Annotated in this window: 27 protein-coding genes; 21 read left to right on the top strand and 6 right to left on the bottom strand. The window is 67.8% G+C overall.

The annotated features are described in order from the left end of the window. Positions 1-132: 132 nt before the first annotated feature. Positions 133-1,365, top strand: coding sequence for a 5-aminolevulinate synthase (gene hemA, locus ACFCV8_RS20605; protein WP_376686829.1), 1,233 nt, complete (start codon positions 133-135; stop codon positions 1,363-1,365). After that, a complete protein-coding gene (locus ACFCV8_RS20600) occupies positions 1,362-2,882 on the top strand; it encodes a long-chain fatty acid--CoA ligase (protein WP_376686828.1) in 1,521 nt (506 codons plus the stop codon). Before hemA (ACFCV8_RS20605) ends, ACFCV8_RS20600 begins: the two co-directional genes overlap by 4 nt. A 201-nt stretch (positions 2,883-3,083) precedes the next feature. Here the strand turns inward: ACFCV8_RS20600 and ACFCV8_RS20595 are convergent, their stop codons facing one another. Next, positions 3,084-4,640 carry an MFS transporter gene (locus ACFCV8_RS20595; protein ID WP_376686827.1) on the bottom strand — a complete coding sequence of 519 codons (1,557 nt, stop codon included), beginning with the start codon at positions 4,638-4,640 and terminating at the stop codon, positions 3,084-3,086. An 815-nt stretch (positions 4,641-5,455) separates the two neighbouring features. Here ACFCV8_RS20595 and ACFCV8_RS20590 point away from each other — a divergent pair. From ACFCV8_RS20590 to ACFCV8_RS20520, 15 genes are all read left to right on the top strand, one after another. Next, positions 5,456-7,021 carry a class I adenylate-forming enzyme family protein gene (locus ACFCV8_RS20590; RefSeq protein ID WP_376686826.1) on the top strand — a complete coding sequence of 522 codons (1,566 nt, stop codon included), beginning with the start codon at positions 5,456-5,458 and terminating at the stop codon, positions 7,019-7,021. Between the two features lie 53 nt (positions 7,022-7,074). After that, on the top strand, positions 7,075-8,313 hold the full coding sequence (hemA, locus tag ACFCV8_RS20585; RefSeq protein WP_376686825.1) for a 5-aminolevulinate synthase: 1,239 nt from the start codon (positions 7,075-7,077) through the stop codon (positions 8,311-8,313). Between the two features lie 241 nt (positions 8,314-8,554). After that, positions 8,555-9,295, top strand: a complete 741-nt coding sequence (fabG, locus tag ACFCV8_RS20580; protein ID WP_376686824.1) for a 3-oxoacyl-ACP reductase FabG — start codon at positions 8,555-8,557, stop codon at positions 9,293-9,295. Continuing rightward, the gene (locus ACFCV8_RS20575; protein ID WP_376686823.1) at positions 9,295-9,708 is read left to right on the top strand and encodes a 3-hydroxyacyl-ACP dehydratase FabZ family protein; all 414 of its coding nucleotides are present in this window, start codon (positions 9,295-9,297) and stop codon (positions 9,706-9,708) included. Before fabG ends, ACFCV8_RS20575 begins: the two co-directional genes overlap by 1 nt. Further along, positions 9,705-10,181, top strand: coding sequence for a 3-hydroxyacyl-ACP dehydratase FabZ family protein (locus ACFCV8_RS20570; RefSeq protein ID WP_376686822.1), 477 nt, complete (start codon positions 9,705-9,707; stop codon positions 10,179-10,181). Before ACFCV8_RS20575 ends, ACFCV8_RS20570 begins: the two co-directional genes overlap by 4 nt. Before the next feature lie 106 nt (positions 10,182-10,287). Further along, positions 10,288-10,548: an acyl carrier protein gene (locus ACFCV8_RS20565; RefSeq protein ID WP_376686821.1), complete on the top strand. Its 261-nt coding sequence runs from the start codon at positions 10,288-10,290 to the stop codon at positions 10,546-10,548. A 1-nt stretch (position 10,549) separates the two neighbouring features. Beyond that, complete coding sequence (locus tag ACFCV8_RS20560) at positions 10,550-11,758, top strand: beta-ketoacyl-[acyl-carrier-protein] synthase family protein (RefSeq protein WP_376686820.1); 1,209 nt, start codon at positions 10,550-10,552, stop codon at positions 11,756-11,758. A gap of 5 nt (positions 11,759-11,763) precedes the next feature. After that, positions 11,764-12,885, top strand: coding sequence for a beta-ketoacyl synthase N-terminal-like domain-containing protein (locus tag ACFCV8_RS20555; RefSeq protein WP_376686834.1), 1,122 nt, complete (start codon positions 11,764-11,766; stop codon positions 12,883-12,885). Beyond that, positions 12,869-13,726: an alpha/beta fold hydrolase gene (locus ACFCV8_RS20550; RefSeq protein WP_376686819.1), complete on the top strand. Its 858-nt coding sequence runs from the start codon at positions 12,869-12,871 to the stop codon at positions 13,724-13,726. Before ACFCV8_RS20555 ends, ACFCV8_RS20550 begins: the two co-directional genes overlap by 17 nt. After that, positions 13,723-14,361 carry a 2-hydroxychromene-2-carboxylate isomerase gene (locus ACFCV8_RS20545; RefSeq protein ID WP_376686818.1) on the top strand — a complete coding sequence of 213 codons (639 nt, stop codon included), beginning with the start codon at positions 13,723-13,725 and terminating at the stop codon, positions 14,359-14,361. The genes ACFCV8_RS20550 and ACFCV8_RS20545 overlap by 4 nt, the downstream gene beginning before the upstream one ends. Further along, positions 14,358-14,531 carry a hypothetical protein gene (locus tag ACFCV8_RS20540; RefSeq protein ID WP_376686817.1) on the top strand — a complete coding sequence of 58 codons (174 nt, stop codon included), beginning with the start codon at positions 14,358-14,360 and terminating at the stop codon, positions 14,529-14,531. Before ACFCV8_RS20545 ends, ACFCV8_RS20540 begins: the two co-directional genes overlap by 4 nt. Beyond that, the gene (locus tag ACFCV8_RS20535) at positions 14,531-15,964 is read left to right on the top strand and encodes an aldehyde dehydrogenase family protein (RefSeq protein ID WP_376686816.1); all 1,434 of its coding nucleotides are present in this window, start codon (positions 14,531-14,533) and stop codon (positions 15,962-15,964) included. The genes ACFCV8_RS20540 and ACFCV8_RS20535 overlap by 1 nt, the downstream gene beginning before the upstream one ends. A gap of 26 nt (positions 15,965-15,990) precedes the next feature. After that, positions 15,991-16,644: a LuxR C-terminal-related transcriptional regulator gene (locus tag ACFCV8_RS20530; protein ID WP_376686815.1), complete on the top strand. Its 654-nt coding sequence runs from the start codon at positions 15,991-15,993 to the stop codon at positions 16,642-16,644. A 31-nt stretch (positions 16,645-16,675) separates the two neighbouring features. Beyond that, the gene (locus tag ACFCV8_RS20525; RefSeq protein ID WP_376686814.1) at positions 16,676-17,206 is read left to right on the top strand and encodes a DUF4188 domain-containing protein; all 531 of its coding nucleotides are present in this window, start codon (positions 16,676-16,678) and stop codon (positions 17,204-17,206) included. A 144-nt stretch (positions 17,207-17,350) separates the two neighbouring features. Further along, positions 17,351-18,169, top strand: a complete 819-nt coding sequence (locus ACFCV8_RS20520) for an acyl-CoA thioesterase (RefSeq protein ID WP_376686813.1) — start codon at positions 17,351-17,353, stop codon at positions 18,167-18,169. Between the two features lie 109 nt (positions 18,170-18,278). On the opposite strand, the gene ACFCV8_RS20515 is transcribed toward ACFCV8_RS20520, so the two are convergent. Continuing rightward, positions 18,279-19,049, bottom strand: coding sequence for a hypothetical protein (locus ACFCV8_RS20515; protein WP_376686812.1), 771 nt, complete (start codon positions 19,047-19,049; stop codon positions 18,279-18,281). Positions 19,050-19,151: 102 nt separating this feature from the next. Then, positions 19,152-19,658, bottom strand: a complete 507-nt coding sequence (locus tag ACFCV8_RS20510) for a MarR family winged helix-turn-helix transcriptional regulator (RefSeq protein ID WP_376686811.1) — start codon at positions 19,656-19,658, stop codon at positions 19,152-19,154. Positions 19,659-20,555: 897 nt separating this feature from the next. Between ACFCV8_RS20510 and ACFCV8_RS20505 the strand changes: the two genes are divergently transcribed. Both ACFCV8_RS20505 and ACFCV8_RS20500 read left to right on the top strand, forming a co-directional pair. Next, a complete protein-coding gene (locus ACFCV8_RS20505) occupies positions 20,556-21,179 on the top strand; it encodes a hypothetical protein (RefSeq protein ID WP_376686810.1) in 624 nt (207 codons plus the stop codon). A 181-nt stretch (positions 21,180-21,360) separates the two neighbouring features. Next, positions 21,361-21,741 carry a hypothetical protein gene (locus tag ACFCV8_RS20500; RefSeq protein WP_376686809.1) on the top strand — a complete coding sequence of 127 codons (381 nt, stop codon included), beginning with the start codon at positions 21,361-21,363 and terminating at the stop codon, positions 21,739-21,741. A 274-nt stretch (positions 21,742-22,015) separates the two neighbouring features. On the opposite strand, the gene ACFCV8_RS20495 is transcribed toward ACFCV8_RS20500, so the two are convergent. Further along, positions 22,016-22,996, bottom strand: a complete 981-nt coding sequence (locus ACFCV8_RS20495; protein WP_376686808.1) for a threonine/serine dehydratase — start codon at positions 22,994-22,996, stop codon at positions 22,016-22,018. Between the two features lie 151 nt (positions 22,997-23,147). Here ACFCV8_RS20495 and ACFCV8_RS20490 point away from each other — a divergent pair, with 151 nt between their 5' ends. Next, on the top strand, positions 23,148-23,555 hold the full coding sequence (locus ACFCV8_RS20490; protein ID WP_376686807.1) for a hypothetical protein: 408 nt from the start codon (positions 23,148-23,150) through the stop codon (positions 23,553-23,555). Between the two features lie 64 nt (positions 23,556-23,619). Then, positions 23,620-24,114 (top strand): DUF4265 domain-containing protein, encoded by a 495-nt coding sequence (locus ACFCV8_RS20485; protein WP_376686806.1) that lies wholly within the window; start codon positions 23,620-23,622, stop codon positions 24,112-24,114. Here the strand turns inward: ACFCV8_RS20485 and ACFCV8_RS20480 are convergent. Continuing rightward, on the bottom strand, positions 24,111-24,563 hold the full coding sequence (locus ACFCV8_RS20480; RefSeq protein ID WP_376686805.1) for a hypothetical protein: 453 nt from the start codon (positions 24,561-24,563) through the stop codon (positions 24,111-24,113). The two genes, ACFCV8_RS20485 and ACFCV8_RS20480, sit on opposite strands and share 4 nt — an antisense overlap. Further along, positions 24,560-24,913: transposase (locus tag ACFCV8_RS20475; protein ID WP_376686804.1), on the bottom strand; the 354-nt coding region annotated here is incomplete at its 5' end. The genes ACFCV8_RS20475 and ACFCV8_RS20480, both read right to left, overlap by 4 nt.

Genomic DNA, 24,913 nt, shown 5'->3' with positions numbered 1-24,913 from the left:
AAAGATGGCATTCGCGAGAGTTCATCGTTGAGTTGCCTTCGCCGCCACACCCGGAAAATCGACTGATCCAGATGATTCGCCTGGCTTCGGCTGACGAATATTATTCACCTTGGCTCGGGGAGGACGAACGAAATGAATCTGCATCTGGAATCGTATTCCGATGTGGCCGCTGATGCGGAGCCCTCGGAGTACCGGCTCGAGAACATGGAGATCGGGCGGCGGTCCGGCCGGTTCCCGCAGGCCGATGCCCGGCTGGTCGGGACGGATTCGCAGATCAAGGTCTGGTGCAGCAACGACTACCTCGGCATGGGGCAGAACTCCGAGGTGATCGCCGCCATGAAGACCGCGATCGACAATCATGGAGCGGGCTCCGGCGCTTCCCGCAACATCGGCGGGACCAGCCCGTACCACGTCCAGTTGGAGCGGGAACTCTCGGACCTCCATGGCAAGGAGGCCGCGATGATCTTCACGTCGGGCTATACGGCCAACGATGGAGCCCTCACCGTTCTGGCGGGCACACCCAAGGACACCATCGTTTTCTCTGATGCACGGAACCACGCATCGATCATCGACGGAATTCGGCACAGCGGATCGCAGAAGAATATCTACCGGCACAATGACGTCGCGCACCTGGAAGAACTGCTGGCGTCCGCTCCCGCCGACCGCCCCAAGCTGATCGTGCTGGAATCCGTTCATTCGATGCTGGGCGATGTCGCGCCGGTCCACGAGATCGCCGATCTCGCGGACCGGTACGGTGCCACGACGTACCTCGACGAGGTGCACGCGGTCGGCATGTACGGTCCTCAGGGGGCCGGCATCGCCGCGCGCGAGGGCATCGCGGACCGGTTCACGATCGTGATGGGCACCCTCGGGAAGGGCTACGGCACGATAGGCGGATACGTCGCGGGACCGGCCACCGTCATCAACGCGATCCGCCGGCTGTCGCGCCTGTTCGTCTTCACCACCTCGTTGCCGCCGGCGATCGTGGCCGGCGCGCTGGCGTCCGTCCGGCACCTGCGGACGTCCGAGACCGAGCGCAGGGCACTGTCGGAGAACGCGCGGATGATGCACCGTCTGCTCGGTGACGCCGACATCCCGTGCCTGTCGCCCGACTCGCACATCGTCTCCGCGGTCGTGGGGGACTCCAAGATCTGCCGACAGGCCTCCGAGCTGTTGCTCGAACGGCACGGGATCTACGTCCAGTCGATTGCCGCTCCGGACGTGCCCGCCGGTGAGGAACTCCTCCGGATCACTCCGTCCGCGATCCACGAGCCGCGGGAGGTCGAGGAGCTTGCCGGCATCCTGCGCGGAATCTGGCGAGAGCTGGGCATCGCCACGGCAAGCGATCGGAGCGGGCGTTCATGACCGGGTCGATGGTTTCCGTCCTCGCCGATTCAGCTGCCCGCAGGCCCGCGCACCCGGCTGTGGTGTGCGGCTCCGAGCAGTTCTCCTACATGCAGTTGTGGGACCGGACCCGCCGGTACGCCGCGGCACTGGGAGAGCGGGGGATCGGCCCCGGGGACAAGGTCTCGCTGCTGCTGGCGAGCTCCGCGGAGTACGCGGCCCTGTACTTCGCCGTGCTGACGCTCGGCGCCGTGGTCGTGCCGGTCAACCCCCTCCTGAAGCCCGCGGAGATCGATCACGTGCTGAGGGACTCCGGATCGCGGGCCCTGGTGTTCGCCGGCGCCCTCTCCGCGGAGACCGCCCGCAGCGCGAAGGAGACCGGGGCCCAACTGCTCACGGTCGGGAACGCGCACCCCGAGGCAGTCCGAATCGATGAAGCGGCCGAGCCCGTCGACACGTTCGTGGAACGCGCGCCGGGGGACCTCGCCGCGATCCTGTACACGTCCGGCACCACCGGCAGGCCGAAGGGGGTGCTGCTGACGCACGGCAACCTCGTATCGAACATCCGGAGCGCGGCTGTGGCACCCTTCGCGTTCGATGACGGCGACGTCCTCCTGTGCGCCCTCCCGCTGTCGCACATCTTCGGCCAGATCTGCTGCATGGCGGTCAGTTTCTACGCGGGCGCGACCATGGTCGTGATGCCGCGCTTCGTGGCGGGCGAGGCCCTGCGGCTGATGCGTGTGCACGGGTGCACGGTCTTCATGGGCGTCCCGACCATGTATCACTCACTGCTCGACGAGGTCGCGAACGGCGCGCAGAGCCCACGGCTCTCCCGGGTGTACAGCGGCGGGTCCGCTCTTCCGGTGCCCGTGCTGGAGCGGGTCCGGGCGATGTTCGGCTGCGAGGTCCACGAGGGCTACGGGCTTTCGGAGACGTCCCCGGTGGTCGCCTACAACATGCCGGGCATTGCCTGCAAGCCGGGCACGGTGGGCCTGCCCATCGAAGGCGTGGAAGTGGGCATCGTCGACGCCGAGACGGAAGGCCGCATCGAGTTCGTGCGGCAGGGCGAGGTCGGTGAGATCGTCGTACGCGGGCCCAACGTGATGGCCGGATACCTCAACCGCCCGGAGGAGACCGCGGAGGTTCTTGTCGACGGCTGGTTCCGCACCGGTGACCTGGGCGTGCAGGACGCGGACGGATATCTGTCGATCGTCGATCGCAAGAAGGACATGATCATCCGCAGCGGCTACAGCGTCTATCCGCGCGAGGTGGAGGAGACGCTGCTGGGCCACCCGGCCGTGTCCGGGGTCTCGGTGGTGGGGGTGCCGAGCGAGAAGTTCGGGGAAGAGGTGTGCGCCGTTGTCGTGGTCGGTGCCGGCCACACCCCGGGCGACGACCTCGCGAGCGACATCGTGGCCTGGGGCAGGAAGCGGATGGCAGCCTACAAGTACCCGCGCCGCGTCGAGTTCGTCGATGCCTTCCCGCAGGGTGCCAGCGGGAAGATCCTCAAGCGCGAACTCGTCGGCCGCTACGCGTGACGTGAGCCGCGGCACCACCCGTCGACGCCGTGGGTGTCTTGTCGTCCGGGTCGGGAAGCGGGTCCGACCGCCGGTACCGGTACCGGCAGTCGGACCCGCTTCCCGGTGAGTGCCGTCGACGCGGGGTGGTGGTGCGGGGGAGAGGGCCGGGGCCGCGGCCCTCTCCGGTTTCCAGTGGTGGGCCGCCTCGGCACCCCGGGGTCAGAGGGCGGACTTCACCGGGGTGTCCTGGGGTACCGGTTCCACGGGCTGCCGGCCCGGGCGCAGTGCGATCGCCAGCAGGAGTGCCCCGCACAGGGCGATCAGCATGGTTCCGGCGGCGCTGATGTGCATGGCTTTGATGAACGCGTTGTTGGCAATACGTACCAGGTCGGGTTGGTGGATCGTGGCCGCGGCGTGCCGGGCCTGTTCCGCGGAGACCTGTGCCTGGGCCCGTACCCGGCCGGGATACCCGCCCAGTGAGCCGTCGATCGCGTGCCGGTAGGCGAGCGACATGACCGTGCCGCCGACCGCGATGCCCAGCAGGCTGCCGCTCTGACGCACGGTGCTGAGGACGGCCGATCCGGCGCCGGCCCGCTCCAGCGGCAGGGTACTCATGAGTCCCCCCGTCACCGGGCCGATCACCATGCCGATCGACAGCCCCTGGATCAGGTAGGCGATCTCGTTGACGGCCAGTGGGGTGTGCAGCCCGAAGAACATGTTGCAGCCCATGGCGAGGCCCGCTGTGGTCAGCGCCGTCGCGGTGACCGCGCGCAGTGTCCAGCGGCGGGCCAGATGGACGCCGAGGGGTGCTCCCACGATCGCCCCGATCGCGGTCGGGGAGAACGCGAGGCCCGCCTCCAGCGGTGAGAAGCCGCGTGCGCCCTGGAGGTAGAAGGCACCGTAGAAGCTGGCGGCGGTCATGGCGAACATCAGCAGGCCGAGCGCCACGTTGCCGAGCCCGAACATGCGCTGGGCGAGCAGGCGGGGGTCGAAGCTGGGCTGGCGGTGGCGCAGTTCGACGAGTGTGAAGGCGGCCAGGAGGGCTGCTCCGGCCGCGATCGAGCCCCAGACCGACACCGAGGTCCAGGACGCTGCCTGCCCGGCGTGGATCAGCCCGTAGGCGAGGAAGGCCAGCCCGCTGATCGACAGGAGCAGTCCGGCAGGGTCCAGCGGGCGCGGGGTGGGGCTGCGGAAGTTGGGGACCAGTGTGATGATCCCGATCAGTGAGAGCACTGCGATCGGGATGTTGACCAGGAAGATCGAGCCCCACCAGAAACGGCCGAGGAGGACTCCGGCCAGCAGGGGGCCCGCGGCGATTCCGACGCCGGCCGATGTCGAGGAGATACCGATGGCGGTCGCCCGGGCGGGGCCGCTGAAGGCCCACATGAGGACGGCCATCTGTGCGGGCATGATCAGCGCGCTGCCCAGGCCCATCGCGGCCCGGGCCGCGATCAGTTGGTTCGCGTCGCCCGCGTAGGCCGCCCATACCGAGGCGCCGGCGAAGACCGCCATTCCTGTGGCCAGCACGGTGCGGTGGCCGAAGCGGTCGCCCAGGGCGCCGGAGGTGAACATCAAGGTGGCGAAGACCAGGGTGTAGGAGCCGGTGGCCCACTGCAGCTGGCTGGGGCTGGCGCCCAGGCCCTCGACCGGGTCGGAGAGGGTCTCGAAGGCGGTGGTGAGGATGGTGTTGTCCAGCCAGATCAGCAGCGAGGACAGCAGGAGCACGGCGAGGATCAACTGCTGCCGGGACTTCGGCAGAGCTGGAGACGTCGGCATGGGAGACCTTCAGTGAGATCGACAGGAACCTGACGAATTGATTGTGTGTGATCGTCAAGAAACCTGTCAATCTCGCAGGCCGTCACACACCCACCGCACCCGCGACGGACCCCCGTTCCGGCTAAGGGCAGGGGGGTGAAGAGCATCGCAACCAGAACCGGCGCAAAGCCCGGATCCTGGCTGGTGGGCGGCTGACGGGCCGTCGACGACCGGGCGGGGTGAAGTCGTCCCACAAGCTTCGAACCCTCGGCCGAGGCCATCGCCGGGGCGGTCAAGGGCTGTCATGCCCCGGCCGGTCGCAGGCACATAGGCCGCCCTCGCCGGACCGGCCGGGCAGCCGCCACCGGGCAGGCGTATCGCCGTGGACCCCGCGCGACGCCCCGACCACCAGCGCGGTCGGGGCGTCGCACGCAGAATGCGGAAGCGACGGACCACGTCCCTGCTCGCCCCGGCCCGGGCGGGGTGCGCGATGGGCATCGGGCGTGTCCTGTCGTGTACGAGTTTCCGGGACCGCCGGGACCGTCAGGATCGGCCCCGAAGGCTCGGGTTGCGCCGACTGCCGGGGCGCGCCTGCCCGGACGGCGGGGGAGCCGAACCAGCGGGTGACGGCGCGCCGGAATGCCCCGGGGCCGGGATCGGGGCCGTCGGCCCGGGCCGCCAGTACCCGGTCGGCTACACCGGTCGGACACTCGCTTCGATGCGCCGCTCCAGCCGCCCGGACGTTCTTTCCTGCATATCCGGTGAACCGGCAGGATCGGGCTGCACCCGGGCCAGCAGATCGCAATCCGCCGGGGTATATACCGAGAGGCAGGGCCATGACCCCACAGGACCAATGGTGGCGCGAAAGCGACAGCTACGTTTCGGATATCCTCTCGGCTCTTGCGGCGGCACCGGATCGTCCTGCCCTTTTCTGGCGCGGCCGAGAATTTTCCGGCAGCGAGCTGATCCGGTCCACCACCGAGATATTCTGCGCGCTGCGCGACCAGGGCGTGGGCAAAGAAGATGTTGTAGCGATTCTGGTCGCTCCCAACAGCCCCGAGATGCTCACCGCGCGATATGCCGCGCATCTGCTCGGCGGCACCATCTGTTACCTGCGGTCCACCAATCCGGGGACCATATCGACGATCCTCCCGCTCGACCACCAGATCCAGATCCTGCGCGACACCGCGGCCGCGACGGTATACGCGGACGCCGAGAACACGCAGCGCGCATTCGAACTCTCCGAGGCCGTCGGCGAACTCCGAGTGACCCGGACCGGCGGCACCGGCCACGACGCGGCGGACCGGGCCGACACCCCGCGGGCCGCGCCGTGGGATCCGGGCGCCGTGGCAGTGATCGGGTTCACCAGCGGGAGCACCGGGCGGCCCAAGGGCATCCGCCTCTCCGGCCGGGTCTGGAACGGAGCGGTCCGCGGCATGACGGCAGCCGATCGCGCGGCCGAGAACGTGAAGCTGCTGGTGACGACACCGCTGAGCCACACCGTCGGCACCATGGCCGACGCGGCCCTGGCCCTGGGCGGAGAGCTCCACCTCCACGAGCACTTCGACGCGGAAGAGTTCACCAGGACAGTCGAGAAGTCGGCGATCTCGTGGACCTTCATGGCGACGGTCCAGCTGTTCCGGCTGCTCGACCACCTGGAGGAAATCGGGGCGCACGACCTGGAATCCGCCGGCCTGTCCTCGCTGAATCGGCTGATCTACAGCGGCAGTGCGGCGGCGCCCGCCAGGATCGCACAGGCGGTCCGCATCCTCGGCCTCGTCCTGGTGCAGGCCTACGGCACCTCGGAGACCGGACGCATCACGTCGCTCAAGCGCGAGGAGCACCTCGACCCGTGGCTGTCGACCACTGTCGGCCGCCCTTTCCCCGAGGTCGAGGTCGTCATCGGCGAACTGGTCTCGGGAGCGCCGGTGCCCACCGGGGAGGTGGGCCAGGTCCGCGTCCGCTCACCGCACCTGATGAACGGCTACACCGGTGATCCGGAACTTACCGCGAAGGTGCTCCGGGACGGCTGGTACTACACCGGCGACATCGGCTATTGCGACGAGAAGGGCTATCTGCACCTGCTGGGCCGGGTGGCCGAAGTGATCAAGGTCAACGGGGTCAAGGTCCACCCGACGGTGGTCGAGAGGGAAATCCTTTCCCTGCCGGGAATCCGGCATGCCGCCGTCTACAGCGTGCCGGACCGGAACGGTACCGAGCACATTCACGCCGCGCTGGTCTGCGACCCTGCGGCAAAGGTCGAGACGGAGAGCGTTCGTGCTCACATCACCGATTCGCTGTCGGTGCTGCACGCGCCGGAGAAGATAACCGTTCTCGACGCGCTGCCGCTGAATGAAAACGGAAAGCCCGACAAGCTGCGCCTGCGGTTGCTCGATAGCTGATCCGGCGATTTCGACGTCCGGAACCACAAAATTCGACAGAAAAGGCGAACGGAATGAATCTTCACCTGGAGTCGTATTCCGAAGGCACCATCGCTGAGCGGGTCGCCACCCACCGGCGGGAGTTCCTGGAGATCGCCCGCCACTCCGGCAAGTTCCCCACCGCCACCGCGCGGCGGGACGGGGAAAGCCTCCGGATCACTGCCTGGTGCAGCAACGACTACCTCGGCATGGGTGAGAACCCCCGGGTCATCGAAGCGACGACGAGCGCGATCCGGGCCCATGGCGTAGGTTCCGGCGGTTCCCGCAACATCAGCGGAACCAACCAGTACCACGTCCAGCTGGAGCGGGAGCTCGCGGAGCTGCACGGCAAGGAGGCCGCCCTCCTCTTCACCTCCGGATTCACCGCCAACGACGGAGCCCTCACCGTGCTGGCCGGGCTGCCGAAGGACACCGTCGTGTTCTCCGACGCGGAGAACCACGCATCGATCATCGACGGCCTGCGGCACAGCGGCGCGCAGAAGCACGTCTTCCGGCACAACGACGTCGCCCACCTGGAAGAACTGCTCGCGGCCACTCCCGCGGACCGCCCGAAGCTGATCGTCCTGGAGTCGGTCTACTCGATGTCCGGCGACATCGCACCGCTGGCCGCGATGGCCGATCTCGCGGACCGTTACAACGCCACGACGTACCTCGACGAGGTGCACGCGGTCGGCATGTACGGCCCCGAGGGTGCGGGCATCGCCGCCCGGGAGGGCATCGCCGACCGGTTCACGGTCGTCATGGGCACCCTGGCCAAGGGCTTCGGCACGGTCGGCGGCTATGTCGCCGGACCGGCGGCCCTCATCGATGCCGTCCGTACGCTCTCGCGCGGCTTCATCTTCACCACCTCGCTGCCGCCGGCGAACGCGGCCGGGTCGTTGGTCTCGGTCCGCCACCTGCGGAACTCCGAGGTCGAACGGCAGGCCCTGGCCGAGAACGCGCGGCTGTTGCATCAGCTGCTCGACGAGGCGGACATCCCGTTCATATCCGCGGACTCACACATCGTGAGCGCCTTCATCGGGGACGACCGGGCGTGCAAGCAGGTGTCCAGGCTGCTGCTCGAGCGGCACGGGATGTACGTGCAGCCCATCAACGCCCCCAGCGTGCCGGTCGGTCAGGAGATCCTGCGGATCGCTCCGTCCGCGGTGCACACTCGCTCCGACGTGGAGGACTTCGCCGAGGCGCTCCGCGACGTCTGGAAGGAGCTGGGCATCCCGTCGGCGAGCGACCGGCGACTGGCCCCGCAGAGCTGAGGCGCGCCCCTATTCCCCGGCCTCGTGCGCCCGAAACACCTGTACCGGAGCGCACGGGGCCGCCGCGCGTCCGCCTCCGGCCGGCCCCTCGGCAGCTCCGTTGCAGGCAGCTCGGGCCGGTGGCCAGGGGGCGCAACGATCGGATCGGCAGTTTTTTTGGCACGTACCTGCCACTGATCGGGGGAGCCGTCGGGGCGGCCCTAGCATCGATTGCGAAAGGCAATCCGAGGGGGCGAAAACAATGAGCGAGCGAGGGCCCGCAGTCGTCACCGGCGGCTCCCGGGGAATCGGTCGGGCAGTCGCCGTCCAGTTGGCGGCGGACGGATATGACATTGCGTTCTGCTATCGCCTCGGCGGCGACGCGGCCGTGCAGACCGAGAAAGAGATTCGTGATCTGGGCGTGGAGTGCTATCACGCGCCCTGCGATGTAGCCGACCTCAGTTCGGTGCAGGCATTCCTCGGGACTGTGGAGGAGAAGCTCGGCGACACCGCCGTTCTGGTCAACTCTGCCGGTATCGTCAAGGACAACCCCATGGTCCTGATGCCGGCCGCGGACTGGCACGCGGTCATCGACACCAACCTCTCCGGCACCTACAACTTCTGTCGCAGCGCGGTTTTCGGGTTCATGAAACGCAAGAGCGGCACCATCGTGAACATCTCGTCGGTCGCCGGCGTGTTCGGGAACCCGACCCAGACCAACTACTCGGCGGCGAAGTCGGGCATCCACGGTATGAGCAGGGCGCTCTCCAAGGAAGTCGCCAAATACGGAATCCGCGTCAATGTGGTGGCGCCCGGGTTCATCGATACGGACATGACCTCAGGACTCACGGACAAGGCCAGGAAAGCCGCACTCGGGATGATTCCGATGAAGCGTATCGGCAGCCCGGAAAACGTCTCCGACCTGGTTTCCTTCCTTGTCTCGGAGCGCGCCTCCTACATCACCGGACAGGTCATCCAGGTCGACGGTGGAATCGCCTTCTGATGCCGGAGAATCGCAAGTTTTCCGCACCCCTGGAAGCGATCGACGAAATCGTCCAGGTCAGCGAGTCCGGGATCACGGCAACAAAAATGATCCACACCGGGGAACCGTATCTCGAAGGACATTACCCGGACTTCACGATCTATCCCGGCGTGTTCATCATGGAATCGGTGAACCAGACGGTCGACGCATACGTGGCACGCGTGCTCGGCGCCGACCGGATCGCCGATCTGGTCACTGTCATGTCCGCGCGCTTCACCTCGCCCGTCCTGCCGGGAGACACACTGCAGGTGTCCTGCCAGGTCGCTGTCCAGGGTGACGACCTGGCCGTGGAAGCGAACTGCCGTACCGCCGCGGGCGCCGCCGCGGCGCGATTGAAACTGATGTACCGGATTACGGGCGGAGGCACCCGGTGATCGACCACGCCGGAATTCGGAACATCCTTCCGCACCGCCACCCGATTCTGCTCGTCGACGCGGCCCTGGAGCTGCATCCATTCGACCGCATCGTCACCGTAAAAGCAGTTTCCGGCAGCGAGCCATGCTACGCGAACATGGCCGAAGGTCTCGATCCGGGCGCTTTCGCCTATCCGAAGTCACTGCTCATCGAATCTTTCTGTCAGAGTGGTGCCGTGCTCTGGCTGGAAAGCATCAGGAGCCGTGGTGAATCCCTGAGCGGAACACTCATATTCGCCGCGGCCAAGAACGTCCGGTTTCATTCCCCGGTCCACCCGGGCGAAACCGTACGACACAGCTTGAAGATCGACCAGCTGGTAGGCGACAACGCATTCCTGTCCGGCCAGAGTTTCGTCGGCGACAGGCCCGTCATGACCGTCGGCGAGGCAATCGCGGTCGTGCGCCCGAACGAGGGGATCGCCGACCGGGCATGACGCCCACAGGCAGAACCCCATCGAGCCGACGCCCACATTCCGGCTCGGCTCGAATATTCCGCAAGGCACCCAGTAGCGAACAGACATCCCAGAAAGTTGTGACGCGATGACGACTGCAATCAACCAGCAGCTGATGGACGAACTCCGCGAGATGATCGCAGAGGTTCTCGAGGAGGAACCGGAGAAGATCACCGAGACCAGCCTCTTCATCGACGCCCACGAGGCCGACTCGCTCCAGGCGATCGAGATCCTGGCTCGCATCGAGAAGAAGTACAAGATCTCGCTGCCGCAGGAATGCCTCGCCGACATGGTGAACCTGCAGGCCGTGTACAACACCCTGGTCGAGCACTCCGACGGGAATCTCTGACATGACCCGCCGAGTGGTGATCACCGGCCTCGGACCCCTGTCAACCATCGGTGTCGGCCCGGACGCATTCGCAGCCGGTTTACGCGCCGGAAAAAGCAACAGCGGGCCCATCCGCAGCTTCGACGCCTCCGGATTCCCGCACAACATCGCGAACGAATTGGGCGACGTCCACCCCTCGGACTACGTCAAGAACGTCGACCCGGAAGCCTGGGGACCGGCCAGCCTCGCCGCGGCCGCCGTGGCGAGGCTGGCGGCCGACGACGCAGGCCTCGACCGCGCCGAGCTGCGACGCGGCCGGGCCGGGTCGGTCTTCGGAACGACCGGAGGCGAGACCAGGCTCCACGAGGACGCGTACAGGAAGTGGCTGGACGAGGGGACCGCCGCCGAGTTCGGCGACCTCGTGCAGAAGATCCCCGCCTACCGGATCGCTGTCGCGGCCAACCGCGAACTCGGCATCGACGGCGAGGCGGTGACGCTCGCGACCGCGTGCTCGGCGAGCAACTACGCCATCGGCTACGCCTACGACGCGATCGCGGGCGGTGACAGCGACTACATGATCGCCGGCGGCTCGGAAGCCATGTGCGCGTTCGCCGTGGCCGGCTTCTACCGGCTCGGCGCTCTCGCGAAGGACGTGTGCACACCCTTCGACGCGAACCGCAAGGGCATCCTCATCGGTGAGGGCAGCTCCGCGCTGCTGCTCGAGTCACTGGACTCGGCGCTCGCCCGGGACGCCAGGATCTACGCCGAAGTGCTCGGCTACGGGCTCAACTGCGACGCCAACCACATGGTGTCCCCGCTTGCCGCATCGATCGCCGAATGCACCCGCCGGGCCCACAAGAACGCGGGGGTGAAACAGGAGGAGATCGACTACATCTGCGCCCACGGCACCGGCACACCGTCGAACGACACCGCCGAGATCGCCGCCATGCGCGAGGTGTTCGGCGACGAACTCCCACCGATGAGTTCGATCAAGTCGATGCTCGGCCACTCCATGGGCGCCGCGAGCGGCTTCGGAGCGATCGCCTCCTGCCTGGCGATCCAGGACGGCTTCATCCCGCCGACCATCAACCTGACCACGCTCGACCCGAACTTCGCGGGGGTCGACGTGGTGCCCAACACCTCACGGTCCGCCGACGTACGGATCGTGCAGAACAACGGGTTCGCCTTCGGTGGCAACAACGCCATCACCATCTTCGGGAGGTACGAGTGAGCGTCATGGCCGTGACCGGCTGGGGGGTGCTGTCCGCCATCGGCACCGGTGCGGAGGAGTTCTCCGAGAACTGGGGCCAACGCCTCAGCGGCCGCAAGGACGTGACGGAGATGTTCGAGCAGGAACTCCCGTCCGAAACCGCTTGTGCCATCCCCGACTTCAACGCCAAGGCACACCTGCGCCGGAAGGGAAGCAGCTTCTTCGACCGCTCGACCGCGCTCTCCGTGGTCACCTGCAAGCTCGCCCTCGAAGACGCCGGCCTGGTCCACGACCCGGCGGACGAGAAAGCGGGCGAAGACATCGGGCTGGTGCTCGGCCTGAGCAGCGGCGGGCCCCAGGCGATGTCGGACTTCATCCACGAGATGTACACCAGCGACAAGCCCTACCTCGTCAACCCGGTGCTGTTCCCGTACGCGGTGATGAACGGCGCGGCGAGCGCCACGGCGATCTGGCACCACCTCAAGGGCGTCAACGCCACGGTGTCCGGTGGACAGATGGCCTTCCTAACCGCGCTGCGCTACGCCCGCAACAAGGTCCGCAACGGCTATGTGAACGCCGCGGTGACCGGTGTGGTGGAGGAGTTCTCCCCGACCCGGGCCTGGGCATCGCACCAGGCCAGAAGCGGAGAGGAGACGCGTGTCGACGTCGGCGAGGGCGGCGCCTTCTTCGTACTGGAGGACGCCGGGACCGTACGGACGGCCGGCCGCGGCCTCGACGCGGAGATCCTGGCGGTCGAGTGCGGCCTCTACGGGGAGCCCGGCGGCGAGGACGACCCGGTCGTCGGCATGACGGAGTGCATCGTCCGGGCACTCGAGTCGGCCGGTGTCCAGCCGGGCGACGTCTGGACGGTCGCACCGTCGCTCTCCGGTTCGCCCAGGCGCGACCGGATCGAACGGCTGGCCATCACCACCGCGCTGGGCACCGACACACCGAACCTCCTGCCGGTCAAGGAACTGGTCGGCGAGACCTACTCCGCGGCAGGCGGAATGCAGCTGGCCGCGCTGCTCGCGGAGCACCGCAAGAACCCCGAGCGCGACGGCCAGGTCTCCCTGGTCACATCACTCACCTCCGAGGGGATGGCCGGTGTGGCCGTGATCCGGGGGTGGAGCCGTGCGACGAGCGCATAGCACCTGGGAACCGGTCGCCCGGTCCGTGGCCGGCGGCGTCCCGCTGAGCGCTCACAGCCCGGCCCACCGTCCGACGATGGTCATGCTGCACGGCCTGGAGGACGACTGGCAGAGCTGGAAGCCGATGGCGGACGGGTTCGGCGACCGGTTCCACTGCTACGCCATCGACCTGCCGTGGCGGGCCGGCGGCGACTACGCGTGGCGCGCGGGCGGGACGGCGGCGCAATGGGTGGAACACGCCCTGGAACTGGTACCCCAGCCGGTCTCGGTCGTCGTCGCCCACTCCATGGGCGCGAACGCCGTGCTGCACTGGCTGGCATCGGGCCCGACACGGCAGGTCGACGCGGTGGCGCTGCTGTCGCCGTTCTACCGCCTGGCTTCCGCCCCGGTGGACTGGGCGATGTTCGACCGCTCGCTCGCCGACTTCCGGACCATCATGGAGGCCGGGCTGCGGGCACGCCTCGGTGAGCGCGCCGAGCGGCTCGAACCGGAGATCCTCGACCTGATGGCCAAGAAGGCCCTCGACCGCATCGGCCCGGAGGGCTTTCTCAGCCTGTTCGACATCTTCATCTCCTCGTCCGGAATCGACCTCTCCTCGAACACCGTGCCGACGCTCGTGGTCGGCGGGTCGGCAGATCCCGGCATCAGCGGCCCGCGCGCCGAGGCCCTGGGCCACGAGATGCCGGCCGCGGAGATCCGGCTCGAGGACGAGCTGACCCATTTCTGTCACATCGAGAGGCCCCGCAGGGTGACCGAACTCGTCTCGGAGTTCTTGCTCCGCCACCTGCCCGCCGACCCGGGAACCGGGCGGCGGCCGGTACCGGAAGGAGTGCGTCTGTGAGCACCCGCTACCCCCCGAAGTTCTACTTCTCCCTGCACAGCCCCTACAGCTGGATGGCGAGCAGGCTGCTGGCCGAGCGCTGCCCGGAGGCACTCGACTCGCTGGAATGGATCCCGTACTTCTACCCGGACGAGCAGACCTGGAAATCGATGGCGGAAAGGGGGATCGAGCTGCACTACCGGGACATGAGCAAGGCCAAGCACCTCTACATCCTCCAGGACGTCAAGCGGCTGTCCGCCCGGTTCGGTTTCGGCATGACCTGGCCGGTCGACCGCAAGCCGTGGTGGGTGCTGCCGCACCACGCGTGGCTCGCCGCCAAGCGGACCGGCGACCAGAACACCCTGTACTGGGCGCTGGTCGAGGCCCGTTGGGAGCGTGGCGAGGACATCTGCGACCGGGAGACGGTGCGCAGGATCGCCGATGCGGCCGGGCTCGACGGCGAAGCACTGAGCGCCGCCCCCGAGGACCCGGAGCTGCGGGAAGAGGGCATGGCAGCCCAGGAAGCGGCCTACCTGGACGACGTGTTCGGCGCGCCGTACTTCAAGGTCGGCTTCCAGCGGTACTGGGGCCTGGACCGTCTCGACGACTTCATCGCGGGATTCCGTCAGTGGCAGCAGAAGGGCAAGGCGGCATGACGACACAGCCGATCGCCGACCGGGCACCAGAGACGGAGAGCCTGACCGGCCTGCGTCGCCCGGTACCGGTCGTCCTCGACATCGACGGCGACCCGATGGAGGGCATTCCGGCCGAACTCGCCGACCTGGTGGGCCAGTTCGACCAGGACACCGCGGGTGGCTGCGGCTGATGGCGTCCCTGCCCGAACAGACGGACTGGATCGACGGAGCCTGGACCACCGGGCACACCCGATGGATCGACGTGATCGACCCGACGACCGAGGAGCGCCTGGCGGCCGTACCGGCAGGCACCGCGGCGGACGTGGAACCGGCGGTCGCCGCGGCCGGGAAGGCATTCGGCCACTGGTCCGCCGTGCCGCTCGAATCCCGCATCGCCGCGGCACGGGCGATCGCGAAGGGACTGTCGGCCCGGCACGACGAGATCGCCGCGACGATCACCGCGGAGGTCGGTGTGCCGACGTGGTTCTCGCAACGGGTGCAGGCAAGCCTGCCGGCCGCCACGTCGGCCGCGGTCGCCGCCGCCGCGGAGGAACTCGCCTGGACCGAGCAGATCGGGCATTCGACCGTCGTCCGCGAGCCGGTCGGGGTGGTCGCGGCGATCACTCCGTGGAACTTTCCGCTGCACCAGGCCGTCGCCAAGGTCGTACCCGCGCTGCTGGCCGGGAACACGGTCGTGCTGAAGCCGAGCGAGACCGCACCGCTGACCGCGCGGTTCCTCGCCGAGGCCGTCCACGACGCGGGGATCCCCGACGGCGTCCTCAACATCGTCCACGGCGAGGGCCCGGTGGTCGGCGAGGCGCTCGCCACCCACCCCGATGTCGACATGGTGTCCTTCACCGGATCGACGGCGGCGGGCAAGCGCGTCGCGGCACTCGCCGCAGGAACCGTCAAGCGGGTCGCCCTGGAACTGGGCGGCAAGTCCGCCAACCTGGTGCTCCCGGACGCCGACCTCCACGCCGCCGTCCGGGCCGGTGTCGCGAACTGCTTCATGAACGGGGGCCAGCTGTGCTGGGCCTGGTCCCGCATGCTGGTGCCCGCCGCGTTGCACAGCCAGGCGGTGGCGGCGGCAGCCGCGGAGGCGGAGGCGTTCACCGTGGGTGACCCCACCCAGCCGGACACCCGCCTGGGCCCGCTGGCATCCGCCGCCCAGCGCGACCGCGTACGGGGCTACATCGAACGCGGAATTGCCGACGGCTCACAGCTCGCGGCCGGCGGCCCGACACCCCCGGACGGGTTCGAGCGCGGCTACTTCGTCCGGCCCACCGTCTTCGCAGGCGTCGACCCGGCCGCGGTGATCGCCCAGGAGGAGATCTTCGGACCGGTGCTGTCGATCATCCCGTACTCCTCCGAGGACGAGGCGGTGGAGATCGCGAACGCCACCCGTTACGGCCTCGGCGGCGCGGTGTTCTCCGAGGACCCCGACCATGCGCTGGCCGTCGCCCGACGGCTTCGCACCGGACAGGTCGACATCAACGGCGCGGCCTTCAACACGGCTGCCCCGTTCGGCGGCTACCGCCAGTCGGGCAACGGCCGTGAGCTCGGCCGCTTCGGACTGGAGGAATTCTGCGAGGTCAAGTCAATCCAACGACCGGCATCCGCGTGACGGCCGCCGCAGGAAAGTGAGACACCGTGCCGACCCGCACGCTCGACGACGGCATCGAGATAGCCCTGATGATCCGCGACGACATGCGGCGCTACGGGATCGAGGGAATGTTCCGTTCGCTCGACACCCCGCCCATGACGCATGCCTGCACGGACTTCGAGGAGCTCGCCGGATTCTCCGGCGACCAGCTGATCATCTCCTCCAGCGATGTCACGGCCCCCCTGCCCGACGAAACCGCCGAGGCCCTGCGCACACACGGCATCCGCATGCTGATCCTGATCGACTCGGCCTCCGCGCTCGACCAGTCGTGGGCCGATCGCGCTCACGGCTTCCTCGACTGGGCGGACCTCCGCCCCGATTCACTGTGCGAGGCGATCGCCGACATCGCGTCCGGGCGGTTCTACATGTCGGAGACCCTGGCACGGCGGTCGGTGACGGCATCCGAGCCGGCCGCGGACGCACCGGCCGCGCGCCGGGTCTCGATCTCACTGACGGCACGTGAACTCCAGGTGCTGCGGCTGATCGCCGGCGGGCTGAGCAACCGGCAGGTCGCGCGCTCCCTGAGCATTTCCGAGCACGGCGTCAAGCGCTTGGTCGGAATCGTCCTGGCCAAGCTCAACTGTCCGAACCGCACCCTCGCCGTGGTCCGGGCCATCGAGTGGGGACTCCTCACCCTATGAACCGACCGCTGCTCGGAAGGAGCATCACCCCATGCCACAGGTCCACCGCGGCCGCCACACCGCACACATCGAGGGCGACTTCGTCGTCTTCCTGATCGGCATGCACGTGAACCGCCCCTGGCGGATCCACAGGTGGTGGCCGGTCTTCCGGTCGATGTTCGGCATGGTCAAGGACCTGCGCGAGCATCCCGAGAAGGGAGCCCTGTGCACCTACTTCGCCCTGATCTCCGGCGTCGGGCCGACAGTCGTGCAGTACTGGCGCAGCTTCGAACAGCTCGAAGCCTTCGCCCGGAAGACCGACGACCCGCACCTGCCGTCCTGGCGGCGGTACAACCAACGGGTCCTCAAGTCCGGGGACGTCGGCATCTGGCACGAGACGTACCTGGTGAAGGACGGGCAGTACGAGACCGTCTACGCGAACATGGGACGCATCGGGCTCGCCCGGGCCGGCGAGCTGAAGCCCGTACAGGCCAAGGGGCACACGGCCGGGCGGCGGCTCGGCCGCACCGCCGAGGACGACTTCCCCGCCGGCACCCGCCCCGGGGACGGGGCGCCGTCGTAGCACCCCCCAGGCGCCATGGCCACTGACCACGGCACGGTGTCCGGCCGGCCTGTCGGGACGACCGGCCTGCCCCTCGACACGGCCCCTCGATCTTCTCGAACTCCCCGGTCCTCAACGGCCGGCGCCACAGAAAGGTGATGCACGATGAACGCTGCCACGACGAGTGAGGCGTCACTGCCGCCGGTCGACAGGTCGTGGCGGACCTGGTCCGGTGCTCTCGGCGGTCTGGTGTCCACGCTGATGCTTCGGCACGCGGGCGACCAGCTGACCGTGGACCTGGCGCCCAGATCGCTGCACAGTTCCTTCCTCGCCCCGGTGTCGGACCGCCCGCTGCTGGTGCGGTCGGAGGTGGTACGCCAGTCGCGGACCAGCGCGGTGGTGCGCACGACGCTCGAACAGCACGAACGGCCTGTGGCGTTGGCGACGGCGCTGTTCGGTGTCACGGGGGACAAGCCGACGCTCCAGGCGGCCGACACACCTGTCGTGCCGGCGCCCGCGGACTGCCCGGATGCCGGCTTCCCGGCCCAGATGTTCCCGTATGCCGCCCACTTCGAGACCAGGATGGCGGGCGAGGAGCGGCCGTTCGGGGGAGGGACACATCCCGAGATGACCGCCTGGCTGCGGCTGCGGGACCTTGATCTGCCGATCGCCGAGGCGGCGCTGGTGCTGCTCGACGCGATGCCCCCGGCGCTCTACGCGGCGACCTCCGAGCTGGTGGCGGTACCGACCGCCGAGTACTCGGCGCACTTCACCGACGGACTGTCGTTCGCCGAGAGCGGCGACTGGGCACTGGTCCGGGTCGGGACGGACCAGTCGAGCGACGGCTGGGCGGTGGAGTCCAGCAGCCTGTGGAGCGCGGACGGCACCCTGCTCGCGGTCGGCCGGCAGACCCGTCAGATCCTGCGCCCGAAAGGGCCCGAGGGCGCCCTCAAGGTTCCGCCCACCTGGTGGCAGGGCTCCTGACCCCGCCCGTCCGGAGCCGGCCGGAACCCCTTCGGAGAAGAACCACACAAGCAAACCCGAAGAAAAACCTTTCTCCCGCCCCCGAACGACCGGGGGCGGGAGAATGATTTCAGGCGGAGCTCGGATGAAGGAATTCTTCCTCGCGTCCTCCCCAGCTCACGAGGCCGTCCCGCAAGGCATGAACACCGGCTTGGAACCGAGAATTCGCATCTAGTCGGCTCATTATTTCCGCCACCCGCCGCCGATAGGTCCGAAGCGATATTCCCAACCGACGGGCAGCCACCTCGTCCTTGCGCCCGAACGCCAGCTCATTGATGATCTGGCGATCTGCATCATCAAAATCGGACCGGAGGTGGCGCAGGTAACTCAATGGCTCACTTGCGCCATTCCAGGCGGCCGCGAGCAACGACTGCAAATTCTTGATCAGCGGCGGTGCCCAGGTAGCCAGATAGTGTTCCTGGGAGGGACCGACCTGGGTCCGCATGAAGGCGACCTGGGAGTCCACGATGACGAGTTCCTGGAGTTTGGTGTCGGTGATCCGGACCTGGCTGTCACGCTCCGCGGCGGACAGCAGATATTCCGGAGTGCACCAATGGGGGAGATCGTCACGGTGATAGAGCTCCCGTACGGCGACTCCCCGCCGCTCCGCTTCACCAACTATTTTCCGTACCACCCGGCCCCGTTCACCGGAATACCACTCCGGACTCAGTGCCGATAACGTAACGTCATAACGGGCCCGCGTGACGGACTTCAGAGCAGAAACTCTCATCTCGCCCGCACTGTTGAATTGCTCGATGAACCCTCCCCGCTCAGCTCCCGAAAACCTTTCCGAGCGAGTTCCCTGATGAGTCCCCGAAAGCGTCGGCAAGAATTCCCCCATGACCTTGGTTTCTTGACTTTCCTCAAGAAAACTGTAGCGCGGCCAACAATTCAGCTCAAGCGGTCCAGGTGAAATTCGCGTATAGGCTCAGGCAGGTTGGGCTCAGCGACGCGCCCTCGCGATCCCTTCAAGCCATTCACGGATCGCGACGCGCTCCTTCGGGGTGAACGAGGCTTCCAACTCGGCTTCGCAACGGTCGACGGCTTTGCGGGCATCGGTCAGATATGTTCGCCCGGACTCGGTGACGAAGATCTGATGGCTGCGCCGGTCGGACGGATTCGGCCGCCGCTCGATCAGCCCCTCGTGCTCGAGCCCGACGAGCATCTCGTTGGCGGCCTGCCTGGAGCTCGCCACCTCGCGCGCGATGTCCGACGCCGACATCCCGGGCCGCGCCTCGGCCATCAGAAGGGTGGCGTACTGCGAGGTCGTCAAACCGAACTCCGTGAGCTCCCCAGCGATCGCCGACCTCATGTTCAACCAGGCCCTGCGGACCAGAAAGGTCAGCGAGCCGGCCGCGACCCCGCGGGGATCCAACGCTCCGCCTCCTCGGTTGCTGGCAAGTTCCCGATGACCGCAGATCACCGAGCTTGTCAAGTTCTTGTCGATCATAGCGGAGCTCCCGATGTTCAGAGGGCTCCGATTCGGACACAGTTCCTAAGTTTGTTCTTCCACTACTGTCGGTAGCTGCCTCGACTGGTCCCCAGGAGCACCACGGTCCGTGGCGGGTCGTCCTCGGAGGCGAGCACCGATTGATCCAGCCAGGTGTGCCCGGTTCCGGACCGACGAAGAGCAGCGAATTAGACCCCGACCTCCAGAGGAACACCGTCCCCGCACGCTCGCCTGATTCCACCGCAAGGCTCACTGCCATGGCCTTCGGCAGCCCTCGGCAGCACACGCGACTCCGCGTTCTCCACGCCGGACAGCAGAGGCCATCCCGGCCATGGGCAGCCCACAAAAATCACCCATCCCGCTCGAAATGGTGATTCTCAATAGAAGCGCGAAACACCCGAGCCCATTCCCCGTAGAAGTTCAGTGCCGGCCCGCACCGTACGGGAGGATGAGACGTACCTATTGCTGTCATGAGCCGAGGTTGTCCCTGACGCGCTCCGCTTCAGGGGACGCTGACGCACCCCCGGCCTCCGCCCCCGCTGCCCCTCGCCGTCACCGCGCCTTGATCAGCAGGCGGCGGTGGGGGCTGCGATGCGGCATCTGAAGCACCCGCACTCACGCGGCCACCGACACGTCCCACAGCCCGGCCCAGCGCGCACGAAATCCTGTTGGCGACCCCGGCGTCGTCCGCCGCGGCATGCGCGCCTCGGTCCTGTCCGTGGGCGACGGCGCGCTCGGCTTCTGGAAGGCCCTGGGCGAGGTGGCATCCGGGACGGGCTCCACGTTCCACACCGCGCCCTTCCCGCCCGTAGGAGCGCTCGGCGACATGCCGGACGTCCCTGCACCGGCCGGTCACCCGCCACGACGTTCCGTGCTTGCCATCCCTATGCTGCTGGCATGGGTAGGGATCTCACGCTGTTCATGGTGGACTGGGAACAGTTGAGCGCCATCCCTGTCGAGAGCCGGATCGGACGGTTCGACGACATGGCGTGGCCGTGGGAGCTCGACGACGTGTACGACAGCACGAACGAGCAGGCCGACGGCTGGCTCTGGCCTCCTGGATCAGCGCCGGCGTGGTGCGCCGAGTACAGCTTCTTCACCACCACCGGCGCCTACGTACCGCATGCCCGCGCGGGCGCCGCATGGGCTGACATGCGGCCGCTCGTCGACGCACCCGCGCGGGAGGCGGTGGACAGCTTCCTCGGAGGTCTGATCTGGGACGCGGGTCAGGCCAATGAGCCGGCGGCGAGCGGCGGCGGAGGAGTCTTCCCGCCTGCCGCCGACCGCTGGCACCCGCATGTCCTTCTGGTCTGCCTGCCGGAGGCGGTGGCGGACAAGGCCCGGGCCTGGGAACGGGTGGAGCCGTGCCTGGAGGAGTTGAGCAGCCCGTTCGCGGCCGAGTGCGAGGGCTGGGCGGGCCGCCCGGACACCTTCGAGGACTTCGTTGCCCTTCTGCGTGAATGGGGCGGAGTGGTGACGGATGCTGCTCGCCGGGGCTGGGGCCTGGTGGGGTTGCCCTGAGTGTCAGCGCCGATGGGCGCGTCGCCCGTCATCGTCAAGCCTGAACCGGTTCCTGTCCCCGGGGCGTCCATGCGGGCGTACCCGACACCGCGGAGCCGCCGAGCCGTGAGCACACCTGAACCGCCAGCCTGGCCGCACTGCGCACAAGGCGCAGACCCCACTGCCGCCCCCGCCGGATGTCGTGACATCCACGTCCCCGGCCACGCCACCGTGCCTTGCCCACCTGACCGACGCCGACCGTGATGCCCACCCGACGGGCCTGACGCCCGGCACCAGCATCGACCACCGCGGCACCATCTTCACCAGTTCGCTCCTTCGCACCCCTCCCAGCATCCTCCCTCCCAACATCCTCCGTGACCCTGCAACCGGTAGGGCCCGCCTGGGCGACGCCAGGTTCGCGTTGGCGTCCTGCAGGGAGGCTGACCGCCTGGGGCCGAAGACGCTGAATGCCGTTGGGGTGCTCGACGGTGCGTTCCGCGACGGCGAGTACTTCTACGACGTGGACTTCGACGCGGCAGTCGCGGCAGCGCAATCCGCGCGGAAGAACTCGCTTGCACACTGAGTGCGAACTCCACCGCGCACACGCGGGGTCCAGGGTTGAACCCGGCGATACCGTGGAAGCGCAGGCAAGATGGCAGATCAGGAGCTCCGGGTGAGTGAGCGGCCGGCCTCCCAGCCCGACAGCCAGCCCCTCAATGAGCATGCAACCGTGTCCGTCCGCGCATACGCGGCCGGTGCTCCAGGATATTGCGGAGCACGTCACTACCCCGTACTGAGGTCGATTCGATCCCGGACCGGGCGGCTTTGTGCTGCGGAGGAGACGACGTGAGGAATTGTCAAGACTTGTAGATGGGAGCCGCGCCGACCCATTGGTGATAGGCATCCATGTCGACGTTGCTGCCACACACGATGGTGACGACGTGGCGGCCGGCGAAGCGGTCGCGGTCTTCGAGGATCGCAGCGATGCCGAGCGCGGCCGAAGGTTCGACGACGAGGCCGGCGTGGTCAAGAAGCATCCGCATACCGGCGATGATCGACGCCTCCTGGACCAGGACGGCGGCGTCAGCAACCAGGAGGAGGTCGTCCAGGACGGCCGGGATGGGACACCGGCCGGCGACGCCGTCAGCGATGGTGTTGGCCGAGCCGGTGGTGACGACACGCCGCTGGCGCCACGAGTGTGTCAGTGCCGGTGCACCCAGCGGCTGGACGCAGATCACCTCGACCTCGGGTGCCAATGCCTTCAGCACATGACCCACACCGGTGGCCAGTGCCCCGCCGCCGAGAGCGATCAGGACGGCGTCGAACGGCGTCGTGGAGTCCACCAGTTCCAGGCCGATGGTTGCCGCGCCCTCGCAGGTCTCGATGTCCAGGCTGTCTTCGACCAGCCGGATGCCGTCGTACCGTGCGATGGACGCCGCCCGTTCGCGGGCCATCTCGTGGTCACCGTCCACCAGCTCCAACACGGCGTCCAACGCGCGGATGCGATCAAGCTTGGCCCGAGTCGCGAAGCGGGATGCCACGACGGTGACGTCGAGCCCCCGGCCGCGGCCGGACCACGCGAGGGCTTGGCCGAGGTTGCCCGCACTCGCGCACACCGCGGCTCGCGAAGCATTCTCGGCGAGCAGGCTCGCGACTACCTCGGTGCCGCGGGCCTTGAAGCTGCGGACCGGGTTCGCCGTTTCGAGCTTGATGCTCACCGTGCACCCGAGGCCGGGCTCCAGCGCCTCGCAGCGGTACAACGGAGTGTCGAGATACACCGGATCGATCACCCGGCGAGCCGCCCGGATCCGAGCGGTGTCGAGACGAGTCTCCTGCACGGCACAACAGCGTAGCGCCACCGGCGCTGGTTCCGTGAGTAATTGCTAGAGGCCGGTTTGAGGGCGTTTGGCCATGAATTGTTCTGAAGGGCGCCCATCGGCGGTTACTTCGGCTGTGCTGTCCTGCGGGGCGACGGGCGATACTCGTCCCGTGGAATGGCTGGAGCGAGCCCGGGCGGCGGAACAGCTTCAAGAATGGGATGTGGCGATCGCGCTGGTATGCGCCCATGCCGAGTGCTTCTCGGACGATCCAGACATGCACGACAACCATCTGTGGCACATGGACCTGCTGGCCCGGGCGGAACGGATTCCAGAGCTTACGGAGCGCGCCCTCACGGATAGCCACGCACGTCGACGACTCAACAGGTCGCTCCGAGAGCGGGGTATGGAGGCGGCGCTGCGTGACCGCGCCGAAGACGGTGACCGTGGCGCCTTGTACGTCCTTGTTCGACTGATGTGCGAGACGGGTCGAGTGCATGAAGCCCAGAAGGCAGTCCAGGACATCGGCCCGGACGACCAGTACGCACACCAGATTGCGGCCAGAGATTGCTGGCAGTAGGTGTCCGGCTATGAATTTCTCGCTGGCCTGAGAGGGCGTTCAGGCATAAGAGAACATGTGTCCCATGAACAGTGCGTCAGAGGGTGAGGTCGTCGGGGACCGGATCAAGGTCTGGTTCCGGTTCGTTCCTCGCGAGGGGTGGTTCCCGCAGGACACTGAGGGTCTGTGGGCGACGAGGCTCAGCGCGGACACCGCCCGCGTGGACAACGTCCCGTTTCTCCAGAACGGGGTCGCCCAAGGGGACGTCGTTTGCTTCCAAACGGACGACGATGGACTGCACTGGGCAACCGGGCGAGTCAGCGCCTCCGGGAACTGCGCTGTCCGTGTGGTGCCGATCCCGGCCGGGCCGCTGGGCCGTAGCCACGAGAAGATTCACGAGAGCCTCTCGGACTTTCGGCTCGGCGGCGAGGTCTTCAGCGCCGAATTTCCGATGGTGGCGTTCGACGTGCCGAGCGGCACTGACTTCGCGGCGCTCAAGCGGCTGCTGGTCCACGGCCAGGACGAGGGCTGGTGGCACTTCGAGGTCGGCAGTGGGACTGAGGCATTCTGGAGCGCCTAGTCCTTCGGGCGCTCCAGGAGTTCGGCTTCCAGGGCGGCGATGCGTTTGTCGGCGAAGCGGAGATTTGAACGGGCGCCTTCGAGACGTTCTTGCAGGGTTCGGCGCTCGCGCGTGTCCTCCAGCAGACCGGGATCCAGCAGCATCTCGTCGACCACGACATTGCAGTCCTTGAGCGCCAGCTTGGCGACCGACGCACAGGCGGCGGCAAGCATCCGGCGGCCGACGTCGCCGTACCGGATGCTGACCAGTCGACGGCCGCCCTCGTCATGCTCCGACCGGTCGTAGCGGAACCCTTCGAAGCTCAGATGCCCGCCGCGGGCGCCGACCCATTTCTCCGGCACCATCGAGAACAGCGTGTCGACGCCCCAGTACAGGTACGGCTCATCGCCTTCTTCCTGGATCGCGCGGGCCACGGTGGTCTTAGAGGTCGTTTTCTCCCGGTGTTTCATCCCGTGGATTGTGTTTCGTCCTGGGATGTTGGGTCGTGCCAGGACACGGTGGTTTCCCCGGTGAGGCGGCGGGCCATGAGGTCGGTCATGGCGAGGTGGATCATGGCTTCGGAGCGGGTGGGCAGGGCTTCGTAGTCGCGGACCAGGCGGCGGTGAAACATCAGCCATCCGTAGGTTCGCTCGACGGCCCACCGCTTCGGGATGGGAGTGAAGCCCCTGGTCCCGGGCTTGCGTTGGGTGATTTCCATGTCGATTCCCAGGGCCGCGGCGTGCTCGACGAGGTGCTGGCGGTAGCCGCCGTCGACCCAGACCTTCCGGATCGTGGGGTGCTCGGCAGCCACCGTGTCGAT

The sequence above is a fragment of the Streptomyces sp. NPDC056347 genome (genome assembly GCF_042262625.1).
In the GTDB taxonomy this organism is placed as follows: domain Bacteria; phylum Actinomycetota; class Actinomycetes; order Streptomycetales; family Streptomycetaceae; genus Streptomyces.
This window is presented reverse-complemented; position numbering and strand designations above follow the sequence as displayed.